This is a genomic window from Brevundimonas sp. EU05-FHT14B11 (assembly GCF_058790835.1).
In genome coordinates this window covers 191,598-206,120 of sequence record NZ_JBYTCY010000002.1, presented here as the reverse complement: position 1 = coordinate 206,120, position 14,523 = coordinate 191,598, and the positions used below count along the sequence as shown (strand labels likewise).

General features: G+C 68.3%; 9 protein-coding genes. 7 read left to right on the top strand and 2 right to left on the bottom strand.

Annotated features, from left to right (window positions below; all coding sequences use genetic code 11):
* Positions 1 to 26: 26 nt before the first annotated feature.
* Positions 27 to 5,897 carry a type I secretion C-terminal target domain-containing protein gene (locus AC3WRV_RS08425; RefSeq protein WP_492312888.1) on the top strand — a complete coding sequence of 1,957 codons (5,871 nt, stop codon included), beginning with the start codon at positions 27 to 29 and terminating at the stop codon, positions 5,895 to 5,897.
* Between the two features lie 126 nt (positions 5,898 to 6,023).
* On the top strand, positions 6,024 to 6,782 hold the full coding sequence (locus AC3WRV_RS08420) for a DUF6065 family protein (protein ID WP_492313593.1): 759 nt from the start codon (positions 6,024 to 6,026) through the stop codon (positions 6,780 to 6,782).
* On the opposite strand, the gene AC3WRV_RS08415 is transcribed toward AC3WRV_RS08420, so the two are convergent.
* The gene (locus AC3WRV_RS08415; RefSeq protein WP_492312887.1) at positions 6,783 to 7,328 is read right to left on the bottom strand and encodes an EF-hand domain-containing protein; all 546 of its coding nucleotides are present in this window, start codon (positions 7,326 to 7,328) and stop codon (positions 6,783 to 6,785) included.
* Between the two features lie 169 nt (positions 7,329 to 7,497).
* Between AC3WRV_RS08415 and AC3WRV_RS08410 the strand changes: the two genes are divergently transcribed.
* From AC3WRV_RS08410 to AC3WRV_RS08390, 5 genes are all read left to right on the top strand, one after another.
* Positions 7,498 to 8,460 carry an ArsR/SmtB family transcription factor gene (locus AC3WRV_RS08410; RefSeq protein WP_291839534.1) on the top strand — a complete coding sequence of 321 codons (963 nt, stop codon included), beginning with the start codon at positions 7,498 to 7,500 and terminating at the stop codon, positions 8,458 to 8,460.
* Positions 8,457 to 9,407, top strand: coding sequence for a methylenetetrahydrofolate reductase [NAD(P)H] (gene metF, locus AC3WRV_RS08405; protein WP_492312886.1), 951 nt, complete (start codon positions 8,457 to 8,459; stop codon positions 9,405 to 9,407). The genes AC3WRV_RS08410 and metF overlap by 4 nt, the downstream gene beginning before the upstream one ends.
* 112 nt (positions 9,408 to 9,519) lie before the next feature.
* Positions 9,520 to 10,599 (top strand): homocysteine S-methyltransferase family protein, encoded by a 1,080-nt coding sequence (locus tag AC3WRV_RS08400; RefSeq protein WP_492312885.1) that lies wholly within the window; start codon positions 9,520 to 9,522, stop codon positions 10,597 to 10,599.
* Positions 10,599 to 13,265 (top strand): methionine synthase, encoded by a 2,667-nt coding sequence (gene metH / locus AC3WRV_RS08395; protein WP_492312884.1) that lies wholly within the window; start codon positions 10,599 to 10,601, stop codon positions 13,263 to 13,265. Before AC3WRV_RS08400 ends, metH begins: the two co-directional genes overlap by 1 nt.
* On the top strand, positions 13,262 to 13,828 hold the full coding sequence (locus AC3WRV_RS08390; RefSeq protein WP_492312883.1) for a hypothetical protein: 567 nt from the start codon (positions 13,262 to 13,264) through the stop codon (positions 13,826 to 13,828). The genes metH and AC3WRV_RS08390 overlap by 4 nt, the downstream gene beginning before the upstream one ends.
* Before the next feature lie 4 nt (positions 13,829 to 13,832).
* Here the strand turns inward: AC3WRV_RS08390 and AC3WRV_RS08385 are convergent, their stop codons facing one another.
* Positions 13,833 to 14,411, bottom strand: a complete 579-nt coding sequence (locus AC3WRV_RS08385; protein ID WP_492312882.1) for a hypothetical protein — start codon at positions 14,409 to 14,411, stop codon at positions 13,833 to 13,835.
* Positions 14,412 to 14,523 lie beyond the last annotated feature (112 nt).

Sequence of the window (14,523 nt, the reverse complement as noted above, 5' to 3'; positions counted from 1 at the left end):
AAGTGCGGCCACGGGGATACGCTGTCATGTCGACCGTCGCGGGCAAGGGTGGAATCAACACGGTCCTGATCGAGCCGTTGGCGGCGTCTGGCGAAGGCCACGGTCCGCAAGCGGCCATTATCCCCGTCACCGGCACGATCACGAATTTCCGGCCCGGTCCGGGCGGCGACGTGCTGGACCTGCAAGCCTGGCTGGCGGCCGGCAACCTGCCCGGTTACGTGGCCGGGACGGATCCCTTCATAACTGGCCAACTGGGGCTCGCTGAATTTGACGACACCCACGCCTGGGCGCCTGCGGTCGGCATCTACACGGCCGGCGGATCGCTCGTCGCCCTGATCCAGAACATCCAGCGTGGAGACCTGTACTCGGAGAACCTGTCAGGCTTCTACATCCCACCCATCATCAGTGGAAACCGCGCCTTTGGAACCGGCAACAGCGAGACGCTGAACGGCTCGGGCGCCGTGAACACCCTCATCGGTTTCGGTGGGAACGACATCCTCAATGGCGAGAGCGGCGATGACCTCCTGATGGGAGATGACTGGCGTCCCGATCACCTCCTGTCCGGCGCGGACACCCTGAATGGCGGCGACGGCATCGATGTGCTGGTCGGCGGCGGGGGCGACGACATCCTGAATGGGGGAGACGGCGACGACCTGATCTACACCGGCGTGGTTCTTCTTAACGACGCGCAGTACAAACCACGCGCCTTTGAAGGATTGGCGTGGCTCCCTGGGGCGGTCCTCAGGCACGACGCCGACGGTGGCTTCGACACCGTGAACGGCGGAGCCGGGCGTGACCGGGCGGTGCTGATGCATACCAGCGCCACTGGCTCGATCACGCTGGACAACAGCGGCTCCGGCGTGAACGCGCTTCTGGTGGACGGCGTTCAGCGCGGCTCGGTGCAGGGCATCGAGGTTTTGGAATTCTTCGGCGGCTCCGGCAACGATGTGATCACCGGCGGCGATCAGGGCGTAAGCACAGAAGTCCGCATCCCGAATCCTCAGAACATCCTCTATTACTCCAATGGCGATAAGCTGAACGGCGGAGCCGGCAACGACATCCTGCGCGGCGGCGGCGGCGATGACATCCTGCGCGGCGGAACCGGCGCGGACCTGATGGATGGCGGAACTGGCTTCGACATCGTCGACTACAGCTTGGATATGGTCGGTGCGACCGTCGATCTGTCTCTGACTGTCCAGGCCGACGGCGACCGCTTGGTGTCCATCGAGGCGGTGAATGGCAGCCGTTTCAGCGACGTGATGCGCGGTGGAATGGGCGATGACATCCTGGGCGACTCTCTCGGCGGCGATGACATCATCGAGGGGCGCGGCGGAAACGACCTGCTCGGCGTCCTGCATGATCCCAGCCCCTGGTCGGCGAACATCGTCAGCCATGTCCAGGTCAGCGGGGGCGACGGCGATGACATCATTTTGGTGGCCGGCACAACCACGAGCCAGATTTCCGGCGACGCCGGCGACGACATCATCTCCTTCGACGCCGGTTTCGGACGCAGCACCATCAGCTTGGGCAGCGGCTCAGACACCCTGATCTTCTCGGGCGAGTTTCGCAGCGGGCTGGGGCATGTCGTCACTGACTTCACAACGGGCGCAGGCGGCGACAGGATCGACCTGTCCGATTGGCTCAGCTCGAGTGTGAGCCAGACCGGCAATCCCTTCCGATCAGGCTATTTCAAACTGGTGCAGTCAGGATCGGACACCTTGTTCCAGGTTGATGTGAATGGCGGCGGCGACAATCTGGTCACCGCCGTGCGGTTCCAGAATACTCAGACGTCGAGCTTTACCAGTTGGAATCTGGGCGGCTACAACCTCGGCGATCAGCCCTATATCCAAGGCACCGACGGGATCGACACCCTGATTGGTGGAAACGTCGACGAGGAATTCTCCGGCGGCGGAGATACCGACCTTATCCACGGCGGCGGCGGCGATGACCTGATCTACGGCGGTGACGAATACCTGCCCAACGACAACTACGGCGACGGCATCGACGGCGGTGAAGGCAATGACGTCATCCATGGCAATGCGGGTGGCGACTATCTGCTAGGCGGCGCCGGCGCCGATATGGTGTACGGCGGCCAGGGCAATGATGTTCTGATCGGGCATGGCGGAGGTCTGACCTCTCGCCTGAACGAGAACGTCTTCGTCAGCGGCCAGCAGATAACCTATCTGTCCTACACGATCCTCGATTACCGGATTGACGATGGCCTCGTTGATACTTTGATGGGCGGAGAGGGCAACGACAGCATCTATATCGGCATGGGCGATATCGCCGACGGCGGTGACGGAAACGACCGGCTCACCACCTACCTCACCGCTCTGACCGCAGGGGTGAGTTTCGACCTCCGCGTCAACGGCTCCTTGGGAAGTGTCACCGGTGGCGCGCTGACAGGTTTCGAGAACTACACGATCATCGGCACCGCTTTCAGCGACACGATGACCGCCAGCTACGATGGAGTGGATGCCCTCTACGGCGGTGACGGCGATGACATCCTCACCGGCGGCGCAGGCGCCAATACACTGAGTGGAGGCCTCGGCGCGGACGTTGCCAACGGCGGCGAAGGGGCCGACACCCTGTACGGCGGCGCTGGCGTGGACCGGCTCGACGGTGGAGACGGTAACGACAGCCTGTTTGGCTCTATCTCGATACCCGTCGCGACACTCAACGAGAATGGCGTCTACGTCTTGGGCGGGACGTTGGACGACGGTGACGTTGACACGATTTTCGCGGGCGCGGGCAACGACGTCGTCCACGTCGGCTACGGTGACATCGCCGACGGCGGCGCCGACATCGACAGCCTCTATGTCTCGCTCGCGCGCCTGACCTCGGCGGTGAACCTCGACCTGGGATCGGACGCCTTGGGCGCCGTGGCGGCCCTTCAGGGCGGCAGCCTGATCAATTTCGAGACCTTGGCTGGGGTCGGGCTCACCAATTTCAACGACGTGTTCCGATCGGGAACCGCCGTAGCCACAGGCAACATCTACGGCTACGGCGGTGATGATCAGATCTTCGGCAACGACAATGGCCAGCTGATCAACGGCGACGACGGAAATGACCGCATCGAAGCCTTCGGCGGCAATGACCGGCTTTGGGGCGGCGCCGGTGACGACATCCTGCTGGGCGGCGATGGGAATGATGTGCTGGAAGGGGATTCGAGCAACGGCTCCCTTATCGCCCATGGATCCGGCAATGACGTGCTGAACGGCGGCGCCGGCAACGACACCATTAATGGCGGCGCCAGCATCGATGTTGCGGTCTTCTCGGGCAACCGCACAGCCTACACCTTCACCACCCTGAACAGCACCACGACCCGGGTCGTCGGCCCGGACGGCACGGACACTCTGACCGGCATAGAGCGTCTCCGCTTCGACGACGGCCTGTTCGACCTGGCGGGCAATCCCCTGCCCAACGAGATCAACGGCACCCCCGGCGCGGACACCCTCAGCGGCGCCGCGGGCGCCGACCTCATCTCGGCGGGCGGCGGTGATGACGTGATCACCGGTGGCGCGGGGTCGGACGTCATCGACGGCGGCGCGGGCACGGACACGGCGGTTTTCGCGGCCTCGGTCTCCTCCACCGTCACCGTCGATGGCGGCGTGGCGACGGTGACCTCCAGCGAAGGGACCGACACCCTGACCAACGTCGAGCGCCTGCGCTTCGGCGATCTCGAACTGGCCGTCGCCGACCTGACCGGAACCACCCTCATCGGATCGGCGGCGGACGAAACCCTGACCGGCGGCGCGGGCGACGACAGGTTCTTCGGTTTCGCAGGCGCGGACGCGCTGAACGGCGGCTCCGGCATCGACACGGCGGACTACTCGGGCGCGGCGGCGGGTGTTACGGCGCAGCTGAACACCGGCCAGGCGTCCAATGACGGCGACGGCGGCGTGGACACCTTCACCGCCATCGAGAACCTGACCGGTTCGGCCTTCAACGACGTGCTGCTGGGCGATGGAGCGGCCAACGTCCTGCGCGGCGGAGCCGGCTACGACGTGCTGATCGGCCTGGCCGGGAACGACGTCATCCACGGCGGCGCGGGCGCGGCCAACGAGATGTACGGCGGCGAGGGCGACGACCGCTATGTCGTCGAGGCCGAGGACACCATCGTCGAACAGGCCGGCGAGGGCGTCGATCTGGTCGAGACCGGCCTGTCGCGCTTCCGCCTGTCGGCCAATGTCGAGAACCTGACCTACACCGGCACGGCCGGTTTCGAGGGCCAGGGCAACGCCGGCGACAACGTCATCCGCGGGACCACGGGCCGCGACGTGCTGATCGGCTTCGGCGGCAACGACATCCTGTACGGCGGCGCCGGCACGGCCAACGAGCTCTACGGTGGCGCGGGCGACGACTACTATGTGGTCGAGGCCAACGACACGGTCGTGGAGGCCGAGAACGACGGGATCGACACGGTCGAGTCGCGGCTGGATACGTTCGTCCTGCGCGTCAACATCGAGAACCTGGTCTATAACGGAACCGGGAACTTCACCGGCGTCGGCAACGCGTCCAACAACCTGATCATCGGCGGGGCGGGCAATGACCGCCTGGTCGGCGGGGCGGGCGTCGACACCCTGAACGGCGGCGACGGCCGCGACATGGCGGACTATTCCAGCGCCGCGGCCGGGGTGACGGTCCGCCTGGACCGCAACCAGGCGTCCAACGACGGCGACGGGGCGTCCGACGTGCTGAACGGCATCGAGGACGTGCGCGGCTCGGCCTTCAACGACGTGATCTTCGGCGACGCGGGCGCCAACACCCTGTGGGGCGGGGACGGCTATGACGTGCTGGCCGGCTTCGACGGCGACGACGTCATCCACGGCGGGACCGGCGCGGCCAACGAGCTGTACGGCGGCGCGGGCAACGACCGCTATGTCGTCGAGGCCGAGGACACCATCGTCGAACAGGCCGGCGAGGGCGTGGACCTGGTCGAGACCGGCCTGGCCCGCTTCCGCCTGTCGGCCAATGTCGAGAACCTGACCTACACCGGCACGACCGGCTTCGAGGGCCAGGGCAACGCCGGCGACAACGTCATCCGCGGGACCACCGCGCGCGACGTGCTGATCGGCTTCGACGGCAACGACATCCTGTACGGCGGCTCCGGCGCGGCCAACGAGCTCTACGGCGGCGCGGGCGACGACTACTATGTGGTCGAGGCGGGCGACACGATCGTGGAGGCCGAGAACGGCGGCGCCGACAGCGTCGAGGCGCGCCTGAACGTCTTCTACCTGGGCGCCAACATCGAGAACCTGGTGTTCGGCGGGGTGGGCGATTTCGTGGGGACGGGCAACAGCCTGAACAACCTGATCATCGGCGGCGGCGGCGACGACGTGCTGGCCGGCGGCGGCGGCTCGGATCAGATCCAGGGCGGCGGCGGTCACGACCGGCTGCTGCTGCGCGGGGTCCAGGCCGACTACACCATCACCGCCGAGGGCGCCGGCTGGCGGATCATCGACAACACCGCCGGCCGCGACGGATCGATCCTGGCCACCAGCATCGAGGTCCTCGAGTTCGGAGACCGCTCCACCCGCGACCTGACCCCGCCCGCCGCCCCCGCCGACTTCGGCGACAAGGACCAGGGCGCCGCTCTGACCCAGCCCGTCGCGCCGGTGGCGGATACCGCCAAGGCGATGGACGCCGGACCGCAGGTCCTGCCCCGCGACGACGACTTCATCCTCGTGGACGGCCCCGAGGTCCTGCCACCCGCCTCCTTCGACAAGGCGGACGGCGCCTTCCCCCTGGTCCAGCCGGACGACGGGCGCTCGGGGGCCTGGCTTCTGGACGTCCTGATGGAGGATCATGCGCCGGCGCTGCACGAGCCGAACGGGCACTGGATCGCCATCGACAACCCGACGGACACGCCCTTCCCCCGCGATTGGCTCTTCTGACGACGCGCGGGGCGTTCACGGGGCTGGCGGGCCGCCGGATTCTGCGATCAGATGGCCCCTTCGCCATCTGATGTGAGACCCGGCTTGAGCCAGCCTCTGATTGAACCCGCGGCGCCCGCCGCGCCCCTGCGTCTGGAGTGTTTCCCGACCAAGCCGAACCCGCCCCAGCTCGTACCGGGACGGCCGGAGCGCGACTGGATGGACAGCTTCGCCGCCCGCCATCCCTATCGCTGCCTGCCGCTGACCATGGCCAACACGACAGGCTGGGAGCTGCTGTGCCCGTTCGGTTTCGAGGCGGAGTGGAACGGCGGGCTGGACGCGGACTCGATCCGGTTTCGCCCGCTGGTCGAGGGATCGCCGCTGGATCACCTGGTGGTGTCCCACTTCACCCACGGGGTCATCACCTTCCATACGGGCTGGCTGTTCCGCACGCCGCCAGGCTGGGCGCTGCGGGCGTCCGGCAGTCCGAACCGGTTCAAGCACGGCCTGGCGCCGCTGGAGGGCCTGGTCGAGACTGACTGGCTCCCCTACCCCTTCACGATGAACTGGCGCTTCACCGCGCCCGGCCGGGTGCGGTTCGAGAAGGACGAGCCCTTCTGCTTCATCCAGCCGATCCAGCATCACCTCGTGGAGGCCTTTGAGCCGGTGGGCGCGCCCCTGTCGACCGACGGCGACCTGTCGCGCCAGTACGAGATGTGGAAGGAAGTCCGCGCCGACTTCAACAACCGCATGGCAGACGGCGACCCGGCGGCCATGAAGCAGGCGTGGCAGCGCTACTATTTCCGGGGCGAGTTCCCGGATGCGGCCGAGGCCCGCCCCGACGGGCACGTCAACAAGCGCCGTCTGGGCGCCCTGCCCGACTCCGGGACCGGCGAGCCGGGCTGATCAGCCGCCCGACGCGTCGGGCATCGGCATGGGCATCGGATTGGCCGGCGCCGGCATCGGGATGTTGAGCGGGCGCTGCGGCGCGGGCGCCTGCGGGCGTTCCTCCTCGGACAACTGACCGTCGCCGTTCGCATCCATCCGGTCGAAAGCGCGCAGCGCCCCGGCCCCGAACTCCTCGCGGGTGACGCGGGCGTCGCGGTTGGCGTCGGATTGCGACACCAGGGCGCGCAGGCGGCCGCCGCCCATCGAGGCGACCGGCTCCTGGCTCAGGATCGTCAGCTCATTTCCGGTGACGGCGCCGTCGGCGTTGGCGTCCAGGCGCCCGAACACCCGGTCGGCCCACGGCTCCATCTCGGCGCGGGAATGCGGCAGGGTGCCCATGCCGCCGCCGCGTCCCATGCCGCCGCCGGGACTGCCCTGGGGCCCTGCCCGCGGCGGCGCAGCCTGCGGCTCTTCGGCAGGCGGCGGCGGGTTCTGGGCGAAGGCTGCAGAGGCCGACAGGAGAAGAACGGCGGAAACCGCCGGCAGAATCTGACGAAGACGCATCGAAAGCTTCCGTACACGGGTGATCGACCGGGCCAGAGTGTGCCTGTCCCGTGCGTCTGGCCAGCGCATTTTTGTTGCAGGCTTGAAACACCGGCGCCCGGAACTGGCCGATGCTCGGCGCCCAGCTTTCCGCTTGCCAAATCATATAAGGATGTCCTTATATAAGGACATGTCGTTGAGCGCCGATCAGACCGTTGAAACCCTGCGCGCCGCGGGCGAACCGACCCGGCTGCGCGTCCTGTCCCTGCTGGCCGGGGAAGAGCTGTCGGTGATGGAACTGTCGCGCATCCTGGAGCAGAGCCAGCCGCGCGTGTCCCGGCACCTGAAGCTGATGGCCGACGCCGGCCTGATCGAGCGCTTCCCCGACGGCGCGCGGGTCTTCTACCGCCTGTCCTCCGATCCGCTGGCGCGCCGCCTGATCGACACCGTGCTGGACCTGCTGGACGAGACCGCCGGGGCCGACGACGACAGCCGGCTGGAAGAGGTTCGCCGCGACCGCGAAGCCGCCGCCAGCGCCTATTTCGAACGCGTCGCCCCCCAATGGGATCGGATCCGCTCACTCTACGTCTGCGAAAGCGCCGTCGAGGCGGCCATCCTGCAGGCCGCCGGCGAGGGCCCGTTCGACCGGGTCGTGGACCTGGGCACCGGCTCGGGGCGCATGCTGACCCTGCTGGGCAAGAACGCCCGCATGTCGGTCGGCCTGGACCTCAGCCACAACATGCTCAACATCGCCCGCGCCAACGTCGCCAAGGCCGGGCTGGACAAGGTCGAGCTGCGCCACGGCGACATCTTCGCCACCCGGCTGCCCGAGCACAGCGCCGATCTGGTGCTGGTGCATCAGGTCCTGCACTACCTCGCCGATCCCGCCGCCGCCGTGGCCGAGGCGGCGCGGCTGGTCGCGCCGGGCGGCCGCCTGCTCATCGTCGACTTCGCCCCCCACCGGCTGGAGCATCTGCGCGAAGAGCACCAGCACCGACGGCTGGGCTTCGCGGATGAGGAGATGCACCGCTGGCTGGCCGGCGCGGGCCTGCGCGCCAGCGCCCCGGTCGCCCTGCCCCCCGACACCGACGGCCTGACCGTCTCCATCTGGACCGGCGAACGCCCGGCCCTGGCCCAGGCGAACGCGGCATGACCAGCCCCGTCAGCCTGGCCGAGGCCCGCGCCCTGCTGCTGTCGCCGCTGGGACCCGTCGCCCGCGCCGGCCAGGACGCCTCGCGCCCCCGCGTCTCGTTCGAATTCTTCCCGCCCAAGAGCGATCAGGCGGAGGAAAGCCTGTGGAAGGCGATCCAGCGGCTGGCTCCGCTGAACCCGGCCTTCGTCTCGGTCACCTACGGCGCCGGCGGCTCGACCCGCGAGCGGACGCATCGCACGGTCGAGCGGATCCTGACCGAGACCGATCTGCGGCCCGCCGCCCACCTGACCTGCGTCGACGCCGGCCGCGACGAGGTCGATGCGGTGATCGAAGGCTACAAGGCCGCGGGCGTACGCCACATCGTGGCCCTGCGCGGCGATCCGCCCGGCGGATCCGGCATCGGCGGCGTCTATCAGCCGCGCGCCGACGGCTACGCCAACGCCACCGAGCTGACCCGCGCCATCAGCCGCATCGGCGGCTTCGACATCACCGTCGGCGCCTATCCGGAACGCCATCCGGAAAGCCCGTCCATCGAGCACGACATCGAGGTGCTGAAGGCCAAGGTCGACGCCGGCGCCACCCGCGCGGTCAGCCAGTTCTTCTTCGACATGGACGCCTTCCTGCGCTTCCGCGACCGCGTCCGCGCGGCGGGCGTGACCATTCCCCTGATCCCCGGCATCATGCCGGTGTCCAATTTCGCCGGCCTGCAGCGCATGTGCGGCTCCTGCGGGACCTCGATCCCCGACTGGCTGGCGGCCCATTTCGACGGGCTGGACGACGATCCCGAGACCCGCAAGCTGATCGCGGCCTCCATCGCCGCCGAAACCTGCGCCCGACTGCAGGAAGAGGGCTTCCAAGACTTCCACTTCTACACCCTGAACCGCGCCGATCTGGTCTACGCCATCTGCCGGGTGCTGGGCGTGCGCGAACAGAGAGCCGACGCGTGACCGACCTGTTTTCCCTGTCCTGCACCGGCTGTCGGTGGATCACCGAGACCCTGGGCCGTCTGCTGCCGCTGAGCGCGATCCGCCCGCTGGCCGCCTACGGGAGTCGCCGGGCATGACCGCTCCCCTGACCCGCACCGAACGCATCGCCGCCCTGCACGCCGCCGCGAAGGACCGCATCCTGGTGCTGGACGGCAGCTGGGGCGTGATGATCCAGCGCCGCGGGCTGGACGAGGCCGACTTCCTAGGCGAGCGCTTCGTCGGCCATCCGGGCCAGATGAAGGGCAATAACGACATCCTGTGCATCACCCGCCCGGACGTCATCACCGACCTGCACGACCAATATTACGCCGCCGGCGCCGACATCAGCGAGACTAACACCTTCTCCGCCACGGTGATCGCCCAGGAGGACTATCACCTCGACGCCGAGGCGGTGTGGGACATCAACCTGGAAGGGGCCAGGCTGGCCCGCGCCTCGGCCGACCGCTGGACCGAGAAGGAGCCGCACAAGCCGCGCTTCGTCGCCGGCGCCATCGGCCCGCTGAACAAGATGCTGTCGATGTCGTCGGACGTGAACGATCCGGGCGCGCGGCTGGTGACCTTCGACCAAGTCTACGAGGCCTATCGCCATCAGGTGAAGGCGCTGCACCAGGGCGGAGTCGACCTCTATCTGATCGAGACCATCACCGACACGCTGAACTGCAAGGCCTGCATCAAGGCGATCAAGGACCTGGAAGACGAGGGCCTGGAGCCCCTGCCCATCTGGATCTCGGGCACCATCACCGACCGTTCGGGCCGCACCCTGTCGGGCCAGACGGCCGAGGGCTTCTGGAACAGCGTGCGCCACGCCAAGCCCTTCGCCATCGGCTTCAACTGCGCCCTGGGCGGCGAACTGATGCGGCCCTTCATCGCCGAACTGAGCCGCGTCGCCGACACCCTAGTCGCCGCCTACCCCAACGCCGGCCTGCCCAACGCCATGGGCCAGTACGACGAGCAGCCGCACGAGACCGCCCACTTCATCGAGGAATGGGCGCGGTCCGGGCTGGTCAACATCGTCGGCGGCTGCTGCGGCACCACGCCGGAGCATATCCAGCACGTCGCGCAGGAGGTGGCTGGCCTGCCGACGCGGGTGATCCCCGAGCGACCGGTGGCGATGCGGCTGTCGGGGCTGGAACCGTTCGAACTGGCCTCCTGATGCGTCCCGTCTTCATCAACGTCGGCGAACGGACCAACGTCACCGGCTCGGCCAAATTCCGCAAGCTGGTGGTCGAGGGCGACTATGGCGCGGCGTTGGACGTCGCGCGTCAGCAGGTCGAGGCCGGCGCCGCCATCATCGATATCAACATGGACGAGGGCCTTCTGGACGGCGCCGTGGCCATGCGGACCTTCCTCAACCTGATCGCCGCCGAGCCCGACATCGCCCGCGTGCCGGTGATGATCGACAGCTCCAAATGGGAGGTCATCGAGGCGGGGCTGAAGTGCGTCCAGGGCAAGCCGATCGTGAATTCGATCTCGATGAAGGCGGGCGAGGCCGAGTTCCGGGAACAGGCGGTGAAATGCCTGCGCTACGGCGCCGCCGTGGTGGTCATGGCCTTCGATGAGGTTGGCCAGGCCGACACCGCCGCGCGCAAGATCGAGATCTGCACCCGCGCCTACCGTATTCTGGTGGACGAGGTCGGCTTCCCGCCCGAGGACATCATCTTCGACCCCAACATCTTCGCCGTGGCGACCGGGATCGAGGAGCACGACAACTACGCCGTCGACTTCATCGAGGCGACGAAGGTCATCAAGGCCACCCTGCCCTATGCGCGGGTGTCCGGCGGTGTGTCGAACGTCTCGTTCAGCTTCCGCGGCAATGAGCCGGTGCGCCGGGCGATCCACTCGGTCTTCCTCTACCACGCCATCGCGGCGGGCATGGACATGGGCATCGTCAACGCCGGCGACCTGCCGGTCTACGACGACATCGACGCCGCCCTGCGCGAGGCGGTCGAGGACGTGATCCTGAACCGGCCGCAGCGGACCAATGTGTCCAACACCGAGCGGCTGGTGGACATGGCGCCCAACTACAAGGGCGAGAAGGGCGCGGCGCGCGTCGTCGACCTGAAATGGCGCGAGCAGCCCGTCGGCCAACGCATCGCCCACGCCCTGGTCCACGGCATCACCGAGTTCATCGAGGCCGACACCGAAGAGGCGCGGTTGGGCGTCGAACGCCCCCTGCACGTCATCGAAGGTCCGCTGATGGACGGTATGAACGTGGTCGGCGACCTGTTCGGCGCGGGCAAGATGTTCCTGCCGCAGGTGGTGAAGTCGGCCCGGGTGATGAAGCAGGCCGTGGCCTGGCTGGAACCTTTTATGGAGGCCGAAAAGACCGGCAAGCCCCGCCAGCAGGCGGGCCGCATCCTGATGGCGACGGTCAAGGGCGACGTCCACGACATCGGCAAGAACATCGTCGGCGTGGTCCTGCAGTGCAACAACTACGAGGTCATCGACCTGGGCGTCATGGTCCCGGCCGACCGCATCCTCGACGAGGCGGTGGCCAACAACTGTGACATCGTCGGCCTGTCGGGCCTGATCACGCCGAGCCTCGACGAGATGGTCTTCGTCGCCTCGGAAATGGAGCGGCGCGGCCTGTCGATCCCGCTGCTGATCGGCGGCGCGACGACCAGCCGGACTCATACGGCGGTGAAGATCGAGCCGGCCTATCATCGCGGCTCGACCACCTATGTCATCGACGCTTCGCGCGCCGTCGGCGTGGTCGCGGGCCTGCTCTCGCCGACCGAGAAGGCGAAGAACGAGGCCGCCACCCGCGACGAATACATCCGTATCCGGGAACAGTTCGCCCGGGGGCAAGAGGTCAAGGCCCGCGCCGCCCTGCCCACTGCCCGCGCCAACCGTTTTCGCCCCCAGCCGACGACGCCCCTGCCCTCGCGCCCGTCCTTCCTCGGCGTGCGCGCCTTCGACGGCTGGGACCTGCAGGATCTGGCCGACCACATCGACTGGACGCCCTTCTTCGCCAGCTGGGAGCTGATCGGCCGCTACCCGCTGATCCTGGAGGACGAGATCGTCGGCGAGGCGGCGCGCGACCTGTTCCAGGACGCGAAGGCGATGCTGAAGCGCATCGTCCAGGAGAAGTGGTTCACCGCCAGGGGCGTGGTCGGCTTCTGGCCCGCCAATGCGCGCGGCGACGACATCGTGGTCTGGGCCGACGACAGCCGCACCGTCGAGGCCGCCCGCTTCCACGGCCTGCGCCAGCAGATCGCCAAGACCAACGGCAAGCCGAATCTGTGCCTGTCCGACTTCGTGGCCGAGGACGGCGAGGACTTCCTCGGCGCCTTCGCGGTCACGGCGGGCCATGGCGAGCTGGAGAAGGCCGCGGAGTTCAAGGCCAGGGGCGACGACTATTCGGCCATCATGGCCACGGCCCTGGCCGACCGCCTGGCCGAGGCCTTCGCCGAGCGGCTGCACAAGGAAGTGCGCACCCAGCTGTGGGGTTACGTTCCGGACGAGCAGACCAGCGTCGATGACCTGATCGCCGAAACCTACCAGGGCATCCGCCCCGCCCCCGGCTATCCGGCCCAGCCTGATCACACCGAAAAGGCGACGCTGTTCAGCCTGTTGCAGGCGGAAACCAATGCGGGAATGCAGCTGACCGAGAGCTTCGCCATGACACCGCCCGCTTCGGTGTCCGGTCTCTATTTCGGCCATGCCGAGAGCCACTATTTCGGCGTCGGCAAGATCGACCGCGACCAGATCGAGGACTACGCCCGCCGGAAGGGCTGGGACGTGGCGACCGCCGAACGCTGGCTCTCGCCGATCCTCAACTATGATCCCAACGCCATGGCGCGGACCGCGGCGGCGTGATGCGCTGGCTGGCGGCGCCGCTGGTGATCGCCGCCGTCGTCGGCCTGGTGGTCGGACTCTTCTTCGGCGCGGCGTTGCTGGCCGACCGGCTGGTTCCACCCCGCGCCCGGCAGACGGTTCGCAGCACCGGCTTGCAGGTGAGTTCCGGCCTGTTCGCCCTCGCGGCAGGCCTGATCTTCGGCGGACTGGGGTTCCTGGCCCGCGCCCATGAGCGGCCCGGCCAGCTCTGGCCCTGGCTCGGTCTTGTGGCCGCCTTGGTCGCGACGGGCCTCTACCTCTTCGCGGCCGGCGCGCGCGAGCGGATCCGCTGGAACCAAAAGGGGATCGAACAGACCCGGCTGCTCCTCCCGCCCCGCGCCTTCGCATGGACCGAGATCACCGGGCTTGAGCCGCGCGGCATGCGTCTGGGCCTGCGCGTCGGCGATCGGCGCGTGGCCCTGTGCGACCTGGGCGCCGAGGGGATCGACGGCCTGCTGAAGGCGGCGGAACGGGAAGGCGTGCCCGGCGTCGCCCAAGTCCGCCTTCACCTGCCCCGGGATCGCGGGAACCGATCCCCGCGTTGATCCCCTACTCCAGCCCGACGTCGCGCGGCGTGGCCGGCGGGGTCGTGATATTCTCCCGGATGCGGCGGGCGGCGTGTTCACAGCGGCCCGGCAGGCCGAAGAACAGGCCGAAGGCCTGGCTGCGCGCCGCCTCGTTCTGGTCCATCAGCGGCGTCCATTTGGCCGCGGCCTCGGCGGCGGCGGCACGGGCCGCGGCGCGCGTGGCGGCCGTCTGGCGCGGCTCGGCGGCCTGCAGCGCCGAACGGAAGTCGGACGCTTCCAGCTTGCCCAGACGGATGATGTCCTGATCCAGCGGATCGCGGTCGCTCAGGGTTTCGCCCAGGGCCACGTGCCCGTTCACCAGGGCCTCGCACCAGGCCACCAGTGGATAGTCCGACTGCGGCGCCCCGCGCGGCAGGTCGTTGCCGTAAGCCACGGCCTCCCGGAACCGCAGGGAATCGATCGTCTCGCCCGTCGCCGGCGCGGCGGTGACGATGGGCCCGTCATTGGCCTCGACGGGACGCGGGGCCGTAACCACAGGGCCATCCTGAGGCGCGGGCGGGGTCTGGATCAGGAACAGGGCGGCGAAAACGCTGGCGATCATGGAGTCAGGCATCTGGATGGCGACCGCGTGGGCCGGGATGTTACGGCAACGCCTGAAGCGCCCCGATGGTTTTTCTACGGCAAGCGCCGCGCAAAGAAAAAGGCGGCGGAGC

Bases quoted from the DNA above. Each gene is read 5' to 3' on its own strand.
- metF (WP_492312886.1), top strand. From the start codon at position 8,457: ATGACCAGCCCCGTCAGCCTGGCCGAGGCCCGCGCCCTGCTGCTGTCG.
- AC3WRV_RS08385 (WP_492312882.1), bottom strand. From the start codon at position 14,411: ATGATCGCCAGCGTTTTCGCCGCCCTGTTCCTGATCCAGACCCCGCCC.
- AC3WRV_RS08400 (WP_492312885.1), top strand. From the start codon at position 9,520: ATGACCGCTCCCCTGACCCGCACCGAACGCATCGCCGCCCTGCACGCC.
- AC3WRV_RS08425 (WP_492312888.1), top strand. From the start codon at position 27: ATGTCGACCGTCGCGGGCAAGGGTGGAATCAACACGGTCCTGATCGAG.
- metH (WP_492312884.1), top strand. From the start codon at position 10,599: ATGCGTCCCGTCTTCATCAACGTCGGCGAACGGACCAACGTCACCGGC.
- AC3WRV_RS08410 (WP_291839534.1), top strand. From the start codon at position 7,498: ATGTCGTTGAGCGCCGATCAGACCGTTGAAACCCTGCGCGCCGCGGGC.
- AC3WRV_RS08415 (WP_492312887.1), bottom strand. From the start codon at position 7,328: ATGCGTCTTCGTCAGATTCTGCCGGCGGTTTCCGCCGTTCTTCTCCTG.